Source organism: Ktedonobacteraceae bacterium (genome assembly GCA_035653615.1).
GTDB lineage: Bacteria > Chloroflexota > Ktedonobacteria > Ktedonobacterales > Ktedonobacteraceae > DASRBN01.
In genome coordinates, this window is sequence record DASRBN010000011.1 from 24180 (window position 1) to 38685 (window position 14506).

At 55.9% G+C, this 14506-nt stretch carries 8 protein-coding genes and 1 other annotated feature; of the genes, 5 read left to right on the top strand and 3 right to left on the bottom strand.

Features of this window, described 5'->3' with window-relative positions:
- Window positions 1-102: 102 nt before the first annotated feature.
- Window positions 103-1404, bottom strand: a complete 1302-nt coding sequence (locus VFA09_05985; GenBank protein ID HZU66808.1) for a cyclopropane-fatty-acyl-phospholipid synthase family protein — start codon at window positions 1402-1404, stop codon at window positions 103-105.
- A gap of 16 nt (window positions 1405-1420) precedes the next feature.
- Window positions 1421-2563, bottom strand: a complete 1143-nt coding sequence (dprA, locus tag VFA09_05990; protein ID HZU66809.1) for a DNA-processing protein DprA — start codon at window positions 2561-2563, stop codon at window positions 1421-1423.
- Window positions 2564-3095: 532 nt separating this feature from the next.
- Between dprA and VFA09_05995 the strand changes: the two genes are divergently transcribed.
- The 4 genes from VFA09_05995 to dnaJ all read left to right on the top strand — a co-directional run bounded on the left by VFA09_05995 (window position 3096) and on the right by dnaJ (window position 10512).
- The gene (locus VFA09_05995) at window positions 3096-5870 is read left to right on the top strand and encodes a transglycosylase domain-containing protein (protein HZU66810.1); all 2775 of its coding nucleotides are present in this window, start codon (window positions 3096-3098) and stop codon (window positions 5868-5870) included.
- 221 nt (window positions 5871-6091) lie between these two features.
- A complete protein-coding gene (gene hrcA, locus VFA09_06000) occupies window positions 6092-7150 on the top strand; it encodes a heat-inducible transcriptional repressor HrcA (protein HZU66811.1) in 1059 nt (352 codons plus the stop codon).
- A 100-nt stretch (window positions 7151-7250) separates the two neighbouring features.
- Window positions 7251-9170: a molecular chaperone DnaK gene (dnaK, locus tag VFA09_06005; GenBank protein ID HZU66812.1), complete on the top strand. Its 1920-nt coding sequence runs from the start codon at window positions 7251-7253 to the stop codon at window positions 9168-9170.
- Between the two features lie 205 nt (window positions 9171-9375).
- On the top strand, window positions 9376-10512 hold the full coding sequence (gene dnaJ, locus VFA09_06010) for a molecular chaperone DnaJ (GenBank protein HZU66813.1): 1137 nt from the start codon (window positions 9376-9378) through the stop codon (window positions 10510-10512).
- Between the two features lie 10 nt (window positions 10513-10522).
- On the opposite strand, the gene VFA09_06015 is transcribed toward dnaJ, so the two are convergent.
- Complete coding sequence (locus VFA09_06015; GenBank protein ID HZU66814.1) at window positions 10523-11503, bottom strand: endonuclease/exonuclease/phosphatase family protein; 981 nt, start codon at window positions 11501-11503, stop codon at window positions 10523-10525.
- Window positions 11504-11635: 132 nt separating this feature from the next.
- Window positions 11636-11907: a binding site (T-box leader), on the top strand.
- A gap of 59 nt (window positions 11908-11966) precedes the next feature.
- Here VFA09_06015 and leuS point away from each other — a divergent pair.
- Complete coding sequence (gene leuS, locus VFA09_06020; GenBank protein HZU66815.1) at window positions 11967-14495, top strand: leucine--tRNA ligase; 2529 nt, start codon at window positions 11967-11969, stop codon at window positions 14493-14495.
- The last annotated feature ends 11 nt before the right edge of the window (window positions 14496-14506 follow it).

Consider the following 14506-nt stretch of genomic DNA (forward strand, 5'->3'; position numbering starts at 1 on the left):
AAGTATCCTCAACAAACGCAGGATAAGCGTGTCTTATCCATGTGAGAGATACGCTGAATTGTTTTCCCTAGATCAATGCGCTATGGAGTCAATACGGCTCTTTCAGACATACCAATCGCCGCGCGTCAGAGGCAGTCGGCTATCGCCATGGTCAGGTTTAGCCAGCAGCGTCTGATAAATGTTCGTCCGGCCAGTTTTGAAAGCATGGATCGATGCGGCCATGTATAGCCGCCAGATACGATAGGTGACCTCGTTGGTATAGTGGCGCGCCTCCTCGGCATGAGCCTCCAATCGTTTGACCCAATGGCGCAGCGTGAGCGCATAATGCTCGCGCAGGCTTTCAACGTCGCGTACCTCGAAGCCGCTTGCCTCGGCTATGCGCAATGTTGTACTGATCGGCACCAGTTCACCATCTGGAAACACATATTTCTGGTTAAAGGATGATTCCTGCAAAGCGGTTGCGGTCATCACACTGGCTATTCCATGGTTAAGGAAGACTCCGCCCGGTCGCAAGAGGTGCCACGCCTGTTTAAAATATGTGGGCAGCAGCGCCTCACCCACGTGTTCAAACATACCCACGCTCACAATTTTCTCATAGGTGTGTTCCTCGTTCACATCGCGATAATCGCGCATCTCCACGCAGCAGCGATCGGTTAAACCCGCCTGCCGGATACGCTCCTGCGCCAGGTCTGCTTGCGCCTGGCTCAAGGTAATGCCATAGGTGTCGACGCCATAATGTTGCGCGGCATAGATCACCAATCCACCCCAGCCGCAGCCGATATCCAGCAGACGCTCTCCCGGGCGCAAGCGCAACTTGCGACAAATATACTCGAGCTTGCGCTGCTGGGCTGTATCCAGGTCGTCATCGGGACTGGCAAAGTAGGCGCAAGAGTAGACCATGTGCTGATCCAGCCAGAGCGCATAGAAATCATTGGAACGATTGTAGTGATAGGAGATGGCCTGCTTATCGCGCTCTTTCGAGTGCAACGCGCCCCGCAATCTGGCGCCTGAATCGCCAGGGCGAGGTTGGCCTGTGCGAGGCAAGCTCAACAACCGTTTCCCATAGCGGACCTGCGCCATCTTTCCCCAACGCTCATCCATGATCTGATCCGCTACCGGAAACACGGCTTCGATATCCCCCTCGATATCAAAGTCATTGTAAATATACGCCTCGCCCAGATTCAGTTCGCTGGGCGGCAGGAACATCTTCCGCAGGGCCCCCGGATGCTGGAGTACCAGTGTGAAACGGGGTGGCTCATCCGCTTCCGGCTTTGATTGCCAGACCGTTCCTTCCCACAGCCGCACAGCAAAGGCAGGCACCTCCGCGGAGCCGAAAAAATCTTGTAACAATGATAGGGTGGTTTGGATGGCCGGATCGGTCGTTTTTGTGGTTTGCGAAGCCATAGCCTCTTTGCTCCTTTCATCTCGCCAGTACAAACTGCATCCCCCCCACCTGCCTCACCATCCCTTTCAATTCCATCATCATTAGCGTGGCAGTAACCGTCGTGGTCGCCAACCCCGATTCACGAATCAGGTCGTCCACGTGGCGCGGCTCGTGGCCGATCAAATCCAGAAGCACACGCTCTTCGGCATTCTCCGGTAGCGCCGCCTGCATCTCGATATGTTGCGGGATCATGAAGAGATTGAGAGCCTCCAGAATGTCCTTCACGTCCATCACCGGGCGGGCACCGTCCTGGATCAGGCGGTTAACGCCCTTGCTCCTGCTGGAGAGAATGCTGCCGGGAACGGCGAAGACCTCGCGCCCCTGCTTCAGGGCAAAGTTGGCGGTAATCAATGCCCCGCTTTTTTCGGGCGCTTCGATGACCAGTACACCGAGCGAAAGACCGGAGATGATGCGATTGCGAGCAGGAAAATTGCCGCTTTCGGGCTGAACTCCCAGCGGATATTCCGTAATTAAGGCTCCCTGACCTGATTCTACGATGCGACGAGCCAGGCCACGATTGATGGGCGGATAGATGGTGTCCAGGCCATTCGCCAGCACCGCTATCGTGCGACCACCGGCATCCAACGCCGCTGTGTGGGCGATGGTGTCGATGCCGAGGGCTAATCCGCTCACGACTGTAACCTTACCCTTGGCGAGGTCGCTCACCATCTGCTCGGTCACCTGGCGGCCGTAGGTGGTCGAATTGCGCGTGCCAACCACAGCCAGCGCGAATTGATCGGCCTCTGTAAAAGTGCCATAAATATAGAGTACGGGCGGCGGAGCATCGACTTCTTTAAGCAGCGCAGGGTACGTTTTGTCCTTCCAGGTAATTACTCGAATGTGTAATTTGTCCAGGCGCTCAAGCTCCCGCTGCGGTATGATGGCGGCGCGCTGCTTCAGGAAACGTTCAATGATCTTCGGCTCCAGGCCCGCCTGTGCCAGTTCTTTGCTACCGGCATGCCATGCCGCAGCGGCATCATCGTGAAAGAAATCGAGCAGTAACTTGAAACGGACGGGGCCTATGCCGAGCACGCGGTTGAAAGCAATCCAGTAGGCCAGTTCGTCTAATGACAGCGCGTCAGAGGGATAGTAGTGCGAGGGTGAATCAGACACTTCCATCTTGCTTGTCCATCCTTACGAAAGATTTTTCCCTCAAAGTTGCCCCCGCTCACTCATAGGAGCCTGGTTGCTGTGAGTCGTGCCCTATTCTACAAGATTTCCAGCCTTCTGTATAGTCACTTAATACTGGTGATTGCCCAGAAGTGGCCAGGACCAGGAAAGCACGCGGTATCTCAAGGCTGGGCACAGGATTCTTCGCTACGCTCAGAATGACAGGCCCGAGCGCAGCCAGGTGCCTCCGGGCCTGTCATTCTGAGCGTAGCGAAGAATCCCTGGCCTCACCTATGCTGTAGCCAAAATAGGTAGTTCTGTTAACCTGTTTATGTTCCAGCGTTGAGATAATCAAGTCGAAGCTTCTACCAAGCTTCTGGAGAGGGATGGCGAGGGGAGGATAAAAGTTTGTTTTTCCCGGAAACTACGCAAGCGCTTCGTTCTTTTAGAAAGACAAAGGACGAGAGACTTAGAGATGCCACCAGCTGGGGGTTGGCGGCATCCGCACTAGAAGATATTGACGATATCAAGGAAATCTGTAATGAGCAATAACTTCGACAATCAACAATATTCGAATGGATATCAACCCGAAGCCGGAAATGGATACCAGCAAAACCGCCCGGCAGGAAGCCTGTTACGCGATTACGCCAGGCAACAACTCCAGGTACCTCAGCAATATTCTCCTCCTGCTAATTCTCAGACGCAAGGGCCACCTTCTTATTCACCCATGCCTGTGCCATCTGCGCCGCCACAGCAACCACCACAACAAGGATGGCCTTCACCACAGGGATGGCCCTCGCCCTCGTTGTTATCAAACGCGGTACAGATGGTGCGCAGCTGGTCCGGTAAAATAGTAGCAGCCCGCAATGTCAATGTTCCCCAGGAGCCGCTCGTCCTGTATCATCCACCTACGCCGCCTGATCTACACAGGCGCTCGGAACGCTGGCAACGTTCGCGGGCGGTACGCATCTCGATGCGTATGCGCCACCGCAGAGCACGCTGGAAACGCGCCCGGCCCAATAGTAAAAAAATCTGGGCTATCGTAGCTACTGTTTTCGCGCTGCTGCTGGTCATCGCTTCATCGGGGGCAACTGCCGCGGCCTACGCTTACTATCAGAGTCAGCTGCCGCAAGTCCAGGGACTGGCATCACGGGTGGGAGTTGACCAGACCACGCATATTTACGACCGCAACGGCGTACTCCTCTTTAATGCCTATGATAGTGCAGGACGCAGCACTCCTGTTGCTTATAATCAAATTCCAGGGGTCATGCAGGACGCAATGATCGCGGCAGAAGACAATACCTTTTGGGATAATGCGGGCATCAATCCGCTGGCGATTATCCGCGCCGCCACTCAGAACGTATCATCGGGCCAGATTCAGAGCGGCGCCAGTACGATTACACAGCAATTAGTGAAGAACTTGACGGGCAATACCCAGGATACATTGCAACGTAAAATTCCCGAAGCAGCGCTGGCAATCGGTCTGACGCAGCAGTATCCCAAGTGGAAAATCCTGGAGATGTACTTCAATGTCGCTCCTTTCGGCGCGCAAGATGTTGGCGTCGAAGCGGCTGTCGAGGACTTCTTTGGCCTGAAACCGCATTGCGATAAGAACTTCAAATGCACCCCGGCCATCGTCAACCTGGCCCTTGATAAGAATGGCCATCCTGATCCTGTCCTGGCGCTGGCACGCGCATCGTTGCTGGCCGGCATGCCGCAGGATCCGCCTGCTTACGACCCAACCGTGAGTTCCAGCAATCTACAGCAGGCGCTCTTACGCCAGCAGTATGTTTTAAGCCAGATGCTCGCGCTACATATGGACATAAACCTTGGGCTGGGAGATCAGATCCAGGATTATGGTCCGATCACACAGGACATGGTGAATCAGGCAGAAGCATTGACGGCCAAAATGACGTTCCCCGGCTATCACTATTTTAAAAAGGACCCACATTTCGTGGATTGGATCATTTCGCAGCTGGAGACGGCATTGGGAAATGGCGATCCGCAGGTTGGAGTACACCTGTTTCTGTCGGGCGGATTCAACATTCGCACCACTATAGACTCGAACCTGGAATCCTTCGTGGAGAATGCCGTGCATCGTCATCTGGATGAACCGGAATACCAGCCCCTTGTAGGCGGTGATGGGCCGCTTAATACTGTCGAGAATGTCAACGATTCCGCGGTAGTGGTGATGAACGCGCATGACGGCGAAATTCTGGCTATGGACGGCAGCGCAAACTTTAATTCTAACGATCCTAGAATTGATGGACAATATAATGCCGCCCTCTCGCCGCGCCAGCCCGGTTCATCCTTCAAACCCATCGTCTACGCGACGGCATTCGAGATGGGATGGTACCCCGGAATCGTGCTGCCAGATGTGAAGACCTACTTCCCCAAGTATTATGGACCGCAGAGTGGTGATCCTACGAAAATCGCTTACGTGCCTTCCGATTACGGCGGCAGCTATAACAACACAAAATGGCCCATTCACATGGACCTGCAGAACTCGTTCAACATCCCGGCAATCAAGGCCCTCATGTATGCCGGCACGCAAAACGTGCTGACAACGGCAGAACGCATGGGCATAACAGGAATAGACCCGAAAACTTTGGGCCCTGCTTTTGCGCTCGGAACTGCTGGAGTTTCCCTGCTCCAGATGGTAGGCGCCTACCAGGTCTTTGCCGACCAGGGCGTGCGCGTTCCACCGCAGGGCGTCCTGGATATCTGGGACAACTATGGAGACCATATCTACCATTTTGACCCCAGCCATCCTCAAGGCGTGCAGGTAATCAGCAAACAGATCGCCTTTTTGATTACCTCGATGCTGACCGACGAGAATGCCCGCAGCTACGAGTTCGAAACTGATCATGTGCTTTCCATGTGGGACTGGACACTGCCGAACGGTACTCACCCGGCAGTAGCGGCCAAAACTGGCACGACCGACAGCTTCAGAGATAACTGGACGCTTGGCTATACGTCAAATGTGGTAGTAGGAGTCTGGTCCGGCAATGCTGACAATAGCATCATGTACAATCACGTCATTGGTATCACGGGTGCCGCGCCTATCTGGCACAGCGTGATCGAACGCGTGAGCGGTCATTGCGAGGGCGACCCGCTCCTGCCATGCGGCAACATTTCAACCATTTTACCGCCAGGACAGTTCCAGGTGCCTCCTGGAGTGCTTCAGCAAACCGTCTCGGCACAGACAGGCCTCTATGGAAGTGGCTATACCGACTGGATGCTGATGAGCGATATTCCCCAGCCCATAAGTGGTAACAATGGGAACGGGAATCAAAATGGAACACAAACACCATAGTCATTTCTCTCATATAGCGCCGCGAGCAACAGAAGGCCTCCTCAATATTGAGGGGGTCTTCTGTTGCTCTATAGTACCTCTGCTTTAAACCCTTGACAAACACGGCTGCCGAGTGCTATTCTGTACTTGCACTCTCATGGTGAGAGTGCTAGCAATCATCCTTGACAAACGAAGTATCATACCTTTATCTACTACTGGATGCCGTGAGGATATCTGAGCATATGATGCCAATGAGCCCGCGCAAGCAGCAAATCCTGCGCGCACTTGTCGAAGAATACATCCACACTGCTACACCTGTTGCGTCTGAGACCCTGGTGCGTAAATATGGTCTGAGTTTCAGTTCCGCTACTGTTCGTCATGAGCTGGCCGGGCTGGAGGAAGGGCATCTCATCTACCAGCCGCATACGTCCGCCGGGCGCGTTCCTACTGACCTGGGATACCGCTATTTTGTGGAGCATCTCATGCAGGAATCGGCGCTCTCGCTGGATGAGCAGCGCCTCATTCGCCACCAGTTCTACCAGGTGCAGGACCAGCTGGATCAGTGGGTGCGCCTGACCGCTTCGGTTATGGCGCGTTTGTTGCACAGCGCGGCAGTCATGACACCCCCACGAGCGAATGAGGGACGGCTAAAGCACTTCGAGGTGCTGTCCGTTACCGAACTTTCCGCTCACCTGGTGCTCGTGCTGACGGATGGAACGGTAAAGCAGCAACGATTGCTCCTGGAGTATCCGATCGAGCAGGAAGAATTAAGCTCATCAGCAGATCGTTTGAACAGGCTTCTCCAGGAAAAAAGTGCTGGCGAGGTAAAAAAGATACTCGAACAAAATGAACTTTCGCCGGTAGAGCATCTGATCGGCAGCACCATCGCACGTATTCTAGAGCAACATGGCGACCCGCTGGGCGACATATTCTACCGCGAAGGCGTCGTCAATATCCTGGAGCAGCCGGAGTACAGCCGCATGGGACCGGAAGAAGAGCGCAGCGAACGCGTGCGTAAAGTGATGGAAGTATTGGAGCAAAATCGTTTCCTTCCAGCCCTTGCCTCACACTTGCGCGAATCCGACGGCGTGCAGGTGATCATCGGCGGTGAGAACGAGTGGGATGAGATGAAGGATGTCAGCCTGGTTGTAGCCCGCTATGGACATGAGGGCAAGATCGGCGGTTTATTGGGCGTCATCGGCCCTACCCGCATGCAATACGGACGTGCCATCGCCGTAGTGCGCTACATGACCCAGGTAATGAACGAGCTACTGGCTGAAGTCTATGGATTTGACGAGTGAGTAGGGGTCGCGCCCGATTCAGGTTGGGCGACCCATTCGGGGTCGCCCCTACGCATTTATAATAAACAATTGATACACTATACATTTTTAGGAGGCAACTGTGCCAAAGGTTATTGGAATCGATCTGGGAACAACCAACTCGTGCGTCGCCGTCATGGAAGGCGGTGAGCCTGTCGTTATTCCGAACGCGGAAGGGGCACGCACCACTCCCTCCATCGTAGCAATGAATAAGAATGGCGAGCGGCTCGTCGGTGAGGTGGCAAAGCGCCAGGCTGTCACCAATCCTGAGAACACCATCTACTCCATCAAGCGCTTCATGGGTCGCAAGTATGATGATCCTGAAGTGGATCGCGACCGGCGGTTGGTGCCATATAAAGTGGTGCGGGCAAGCAACGGCGATGCCTGGGTAGAGGTGCAGGGCAAGCAGTATAGCCCGCCGGAAATCTCGGCCATGATCCTGCAGAAACTCAAGACCGACGCCGAGGCCTATCTCGGAGAGCGTGTGACGCAGGCTGTGATTACCGTTCCGGCCTACTTCAATGACGCGCAGCGCCAGGCGACCAAAGATGCCGGTAAGATCGCCGGCCTGGAAGTCCTGCGTATCATCAACGAGCCGACAGCTGCATCGCTGGCATACGGCCTGGACAAGAAAAAGGACGAGCGTATCGGCGTCTATGATCTTGGTGGTGGCACATTCGATATCTCGATCCTGGAACTCGGCGATGGCGTTTTCGAGGTCAAGAGTACCAACGGTGATACACACCTGGGCGGCGATGACTTCGACCAGCGCATCATCAACTGGATGGCCGATGAGTTTCGCAAGGAGCAGGGCATCGACCTGCGGCAGGATCGCATGGCCTTGCAGCGCTTGAAAGAGGCAGCGGAGAAGGCCAAAAAGGAACTCTCCAGCTCGATGCAGACGGAAATCAACCTGCCGTTCATCACGGCGGACGCCAGCGGCCCTAAGCACCTGAACATGACGCTGACCCGCTCAAAGCTGGAACAATTGGTAGAAGACCTGATCGAGAAATCGCGTGGTCCCGTCATGAAGGCGCTCGCTGATGCAGGCATTCGTCCTGGAGATATCAACGAAGTCGTGCTGGTTGGCGGCCAGACGCGTATGCCGGCGGTGCAGACCCTGGTACGCCGCATTTTTGATCGCGACCCGCATCGCGGCGTGAACCCTGACGAAGTGGTGGCCGTTGGAGCTGCTATCCAGGCAGGCGTGCTGACCGGCGATGTCAAGGATGTCCTGCTGCTGGATGTCACCCCGCTCTCCCTGGGTATCGAGACGCTGGGCGGTGTCTTTACGCGCCTGATCGAGCGCAACACAACCATTCCAACGCAAAAGAGCCAGGTTTTCTCGACTGCCAGCGACAACCAGCCGAGCGTAGAGATCAACGTCCTGCAAGGCGAGCGCGAGTTCGCCAAGGACAATCGCTCGCTGGGCAGCTTTATCCTGGATGGTATTCCACCCGCTCCTCGCGGCATCCCGCAGATCGAGGTAACGTTCGATATCGACGCCAACGGCATCGTGAACGTTTCGGCACGCGACAAGGGCACCGGGCGCGAGCAAAAGATTACCATCGTAGCTTCCAGCGGCCTCTCTAAAGACCAGATCGACCGTATGGTACGCGACGCCGAATCCCACGCTGCCGAAGACAAGCGGCGCAAGGAAGAGGTCGAGGAGCGCAACCTGGCCGATAGCGCAGCCTACCGTGCGGAAAAGAGCATCTCGGACCTGGGTGACAAGATTACCGCGGAACAAAAGAGCGAACTGGAGTCCAAAATTGCCGACATCCGGGCCGCGCTCTCAACCGATGATGTGGCTCGCATCAAAGCCTCGCGTGAGGCGCTGGAGCAATCCTTCCATCGCATCAGCGAGTCCATCTACAGGCAGGCCGGTGCTGGCGCCGGTGGTCCGGGAGCCGACTTCGGTGGTGGTGCGGATCAGGGTAACCCCTCTGACCAGGGCGGCCCTCACGATGATACCATCGAGGGTGAATACAAAGAGATGTAGGGGAATAATGGGAGAACTGTCCTTGTTTAGGAATGTATCTCCTACTCTGATATATGGTCCAGAGGAATCTTTCAGGTATAGCAAGTCATTAGTCTTGCTATACCTGAAAAAACAATGTAGTATGGAATGAAGCACGGAAAAGCAGTTTTAAACCTGGCAGCGCGGAAAGAGCCGCGCCCTGTTGCTCACTTTAAAGGACCGGTCGATGGCCACGAATAAACGAGACTATTATGAGGTACTGGGTGTATCGCGCAGCGCGAGCGAAGAGGAACTGAAGAAGGCCTTTCGTCGTCTTGCCAAGCAGTATCATCCCGACGCCAATAAAGAGCAGGGAGCGGAAGCCCGCTTTATTGAGATCAATGAAGCTTATGAAGTATTGAGCGATCCGCAAAAGCGAGCTGCCTATGACCGCTATGGGCACGCGGGCGTGAATGGTTCGGGGACAGCGGGCTTCGGTGACTTTGCCGGATTCAGCTCGATCAATGATCTTTTTGAAACATTTTTCGCGGGTGCTACGACCTCGCAGCGCCGTTCAGGCATGCAGCGAGGCGCGGACCTCAAATATGAACTGACGATTACCTTTGAAGAGGCGGTGTTTGGTTGCCAGAAAGAGATTGAACTGCCGCGTTGGGAGACCTGCTCAGTATGTCGCGGCAGTGGCGCGCAACCTGGCACTTCCACGGCTCGCTGTTCCTCCTGCCAGGGCACGGGCGAGATTCGCCGCGTACAGCAGTCGATCTTTGGGCAGTTTGTCAACGTGACGATGTGCGAACGCTGCCACGGCGAGGGGCGCGTGATTACGACGCCTTGTGAGAAGTGTCGCGGGCAGGGACGCGTGCGCAACAATCGCCGCGTGGTGGTCAATATTCCTGCCGGCGTGGATGACGGCATCAATGTGCGCGTGACAGGCGAGGGCGAGGTAAGCGCTCGCGGTGGGACGCCGGGAAATCTGTATGTGATTCTTACGGTCAAGCCGCATCCGTTCTTCAAACGCCAGGGCAACGATATCCTCTACGAACTGCCGATTAGCTTTACGCAGGCAGCGCTTGGCGACGAAGTTGAGGTGCCTACTGTCGATGGCAAGACGACAATGCTCAAGATTCCGGCAGGCACGCAAAGCAATCGCTCGTTCCGTCTCAAGGGTATGGGTGTGCCGGTTGTGCATAGCAACGCTCGCGGCGACCAGCACGTTATCGTGAAAGTGGTAACGCCCACCAACCTGACCTCGGAGCAGAAACGCCTGCTCGAGGAGTTTGCTCGCCTGGAACGCGAACAGGCCGAACAAAACGACAAAAACATCTTCCGCAACTTGTTTGAAAAGACAAAAGATGTGTTCCAATAAAACAGGCGTTTTATTGGAACACATCTAATTCTTCGATATCTTTCCGACTCCTGTCGTACGGGGCATTCTGCGCGCGCTCTCCAAACTCAGCGAGTACGGGATAGTGATCGCTGGCTTTCTCCCCCGCAATACCATTTCCCCCGGTGATTACCTTGCAGCACGTGAGACGTCGCGTCATTTCTGGGCTGGCAAAGATATAATCGATGCGACCGGCAGGTGCGCCCGCAGGACAGGTGAATCCGGAGGCGCGCGGGTTCGTATAGCGAAAACTGTCGGTATAGCCCGCTTTCAGTAACAGGTCAATGCTGCCGCGCGGCGCATACAGCGTCACCAGCTCGTCAAAAATCGCCGATAATATCCTGCTGCGAGGGATAGCTCGCAGCAGCGGGTTGAAGATGTGGAAAGCAGGAGGTACCACAAAATTCAGGTAGGGATGCCCACTGTTGACCAGGGCATCTTGCTTGTAGCGCCGATCCAACATCGCGAGATAGCCCAGCAACGCGCTGCCTTTCAAGCGATCTCCTGGCGCGAGCGCGTTGAAATCGCCCATCAAAAGATGAGGCGTTCCTTGTAAGGGGGCCATGATGCGCAAAATTTCACGCACTTCAGTACGCCGGATGCTATCGCCGGCTCGTCCATGACTAAAAGATGCCGTCAGGTGCGTCACAAAGACCGTAAGCTGACTGCCATCCTTTTCCTCAACACACACCTCTAAAAGTGGCTTTGTCAGGATATCAGGGCGTGTATGCACCTGCGTTCGCACAATGGGAAGACGGCTGAGTACGGCTGCCTGCCAATCCGTGCTATGCTGCCCGCTGGCGCTCATCCGGTATTCCATGCCCAGCCGCTCTGCCAGCGTTTCAACGACCCGTGGATTCGTGGCCTCGACAAGGCCAACAACATCAGGGTCAGCAGATCGAATCATCGTAGTTATCTGATCAATGCGAGGTCGACCACCAACGAGGATATTATATGAAAGTACGCGCGTCATTCGTTCTATTTTCCTTACATGATGAGATAGTATCTGGTTTCAGTATATCAGACGGAGAGAGACGGATGAAAGCTACATGGCGCGACTTGACAAACTGCCCCGCATAGTATACCTTCATTCTTAACAATATCATACGTAGCATTGATCGAGGGAAGTAGGTTTGCGCTCCGGCTTCAGAGAGCTGGTGGGTGATGCGAGCCAGCGCCGGGGACGAACTGAAACTGCCTCGTGAGCTGTGGCTGTGAAATGCCATTCCAGCAATGGAGGATGTAAGTAGTAGTCACCGGGAACTCCCGTTACAGAGCGCGGGTGTGTTCGCACCCAGAAAGGCAGCTATCGCGAGATAGCTGCGAAGCAAGGTGGTACCGCGAAAGTGAGTCGTATGCGCACTGTTCGCCCTTGTCGGGCGGAGGGCGCATTCTTTTTGCCCTCCGCGCTGTCCAAAAGCAACAAGGAGGATCGAATGCCACAACAGGAACCGGCCAGCATCGACGCTGGCACGCCAGAACAGGGGCAACAAACCCAACAAACGTCATCGTCTCAACTTGCCAGGGTGCGACCGCCCAGGTATGATTTCGCAAGCTTCGAGGAGAAGTGGCGCGAACGATGGGAGCAGCAGCATCTCTACCAGGTAGACCTGGAACGCGCTGAGCGGCCTTACTACAACCTCATGATGTTCCCCTACCCTTCCGCTGAGGGATTGCACGTGGGCAACATGTATTCCTATGTTGGCTCGGACATTCATGGGCGCTGGATGACCATGCAAGGGTATGATGTCTTCGAGCCGATCGGATTCGACGCCTTCGGCATCCACAGCGAAAACTTCGCTATCAAGCGCGGCGTGCATCCCATGCTGCTCACCGGACACAACGTCGAACATTTTCGCGAACAGCAGTTGAAGCGCATCGGCAATCGCTTCGACTGGTCGCACGAGGCACATACCACCGACCCGCGCTACTATAAATGGACGCAGTGGATTTTCCTGCAATTGTTCAAAGCTGGATTGGCCGAACGCAAGACCGCGCCGGTCAACTGGTGTCCAAAGGACAAAACCGTGCTGGCCGATGAACAGGTAATTGCCGGTCGCTGCGAGCGCTGCGGAACGCTGGTAGAGCGGCGCTGGCTGGAACAGTGGTTCCTGAAACTGACAGCCTACGCGCAGCGGCTCCTGGACAACCTGGAATGGATCGACTGGTCGGAGCGCGTCAAAACGGCCCAGCGCAACTGGATAGGCCGTTCAGAGGGACTCGAATTTGAGATGCAGATCGATGGGTTACCGGGCGAGAGCGTACAGGTCTATACGACGCGCCCGGATACCATCTTCGGCATGACCTTCGTAGCGCTGGCCCCACTTCACCCGCTTATTCCACGCATCACAGCGGGCGAGCATCTCACAGCTGTCACCGCCTACCAGCAGCAGGCCAATCGTCCACACGACGACGAGCAGCGCATCATGACCGGCGTCTTCACTGGAGCCTTTGCCCTGCATCCCCTGACCGGCGAGCGCATTCCTATCTGGGTAGCTGATTTTGTCCTGGAAGGCTACGGTGCAGGCGCGATCATGGGCGTCCCGGCGCACGACGAACGCGACATGGCCTTCGCGAAAGCCATGGGATTGCCGGTGCGCGTGATAGTTATCCCGCCCGATGACGATGCAGCGCTGCTTGTGGAACAGATGCAGCAAACCGGAGAAGCATATGTGCAACCGGGAGTGCTGATCGATTCCGCCGGGTATTCAGGCATGACCTCGGCACAGGCCAGCGACGCCTTTGCTGCCTGGTTCGAGGAGCGTGGTAGCGGCAAGCGGGTCGCGAAATACCACCTGCGCGACTGGCTCATCAGCCGCCAGCGCTACTGGGGGCCGCCCATTCCAATCATCTACTGCCCGCGGCATGGAGCCGTAGCGGTGCCGGAAGACCAGTTGCCGGTTCTCCTGCCCAGCACGGAGAACTGGATGCCCACCGGAACCGGAGCGTCACCGCTCGCGGCCATCGAGGAGTTTGTCTCGACAACCTGCCCCATCTGCGGCCAACCGGCCAGGCGCGAAACGGATGTCAGCGATAACTTCCTGGACTCAGCCTGGTACTACCTACGCTACCTGTCTCACAACGACGAGACGCAGGCCTGGGACCCGGCCCTGGCGCGCAAGTGGCTACCGGTTGACATGTACATCGGCGGCCTGGAACACAGCGTTCTGCACCTGATGTACGCACGCTTTATCGCGATGGCGCTGCACGATCTTGGCTATCTGGAGTTCGAGGAGCCGTTTAAACGCTTCCGTGCCAACGGTACGATTACGAAGGATGGCGCGAAGATCTCCAAATCAAGAGGGAACGTCGTCAACCCGGACGACTACATCTCGCGCTTCGGCGCGGATGTGTTCAGAGTCTACCTGATGTTCATGGGACCTTATGATGCCGGCGGCGATTTCAGCGACCGCGGCATCGGCGGTGTCGTGCGCTTCCTTGACCGCGCCTGGTCGCTGGTCACGCGCCATGCCGCGAGCGCGGTCGAGGAAGCGGTCCAGGGAGATGCGCGGCGTGTCCTTCACCAAACCATCAAGCGCGTCACCGAAGATATCGCCACCCTGAAATACAATACCGCAATTGCTGCGCTGATGGAGTTGCTCAACAGCCTGGAAAGCAGGCAAACCGTTACAGGCGAGGAACTGCGCACGCTGTTGCTGCTTATGGCTCCCCTGGCTCCCTATATCACAGAGGAACTCTGGGAGCGCATTGGCCAGCCAGGCTCAATCCACACCGCATCCTGGCCCGCGTTCGATACTGACGCTATCCGCGCCGAGACGCTGGCACTCGCTGTGCAGGTCAACGGTCGCGTCCGTGGTCGCCTCGAAGTCGCGTACAACACGCCCGAAGCTGAGATCAAACGGCTGGCGCTAGAGGCTCCCAGAGTGCAAGCATATATAGATGGGCAGCAAGTGAGCCGCGTGATTTACGTACCGGAGCGGCTGGTGAATATTGTGACCGAGTAAGAAAGGCACGG

What these genes read in the sequence shown, in the direction of transcription:
- VFA09_05985 (HZU66808.1), bottom strand. Translation starts at nt 1,404, where the DNA reads ATGGCTTCGCAAACCACAAAAACGACCGATCCGGCCATCCAAACCACC.
- dprA (HZU66809.1), bottom strand. Translation starts at nt 2,563, where the DNA reads ATGGAAGTGTCTGATTCACCCTCGCACTACTATCCCTCTGACGCGCTG.
- VFA09_05995 (HZU66810.1), top strand. Translation starts at nt 3,096, where the DNA reads ATGAGCAATAACTTCGACAATCAACAATATTCGAATGGATATCAACCC.
- hrcA (HZU66811.1), top strand. Translation starts at nt 6,092, where the DNA reads ATGATGCCAATGAGCCCGCGCAAGCAGCAAATCCTGCGCGCACTTGTC.
- dnaJ (HZU66813.1), top strand. Translation starts at nt 9,376, where the DNA reads ATGGCCACGAATAAACGAGACTATTATGAGGTACTGGGTGTATCGCGC.
- VFA09_06015 (HZU66814.1), bottom strand. Translation starts at nt 11,503, where the DNA reads ATGACGCGCGTACTTTCATATAATATCCTCGTTGGTGGTCGACCTCGC.
- leuS (HZU66815.1), top strand. Translation starts at nt 11,967, where the DNA reads ATGCCACAACAGGAACCGGCCAGCATCGACGCTGGCACGCCAGAACAG.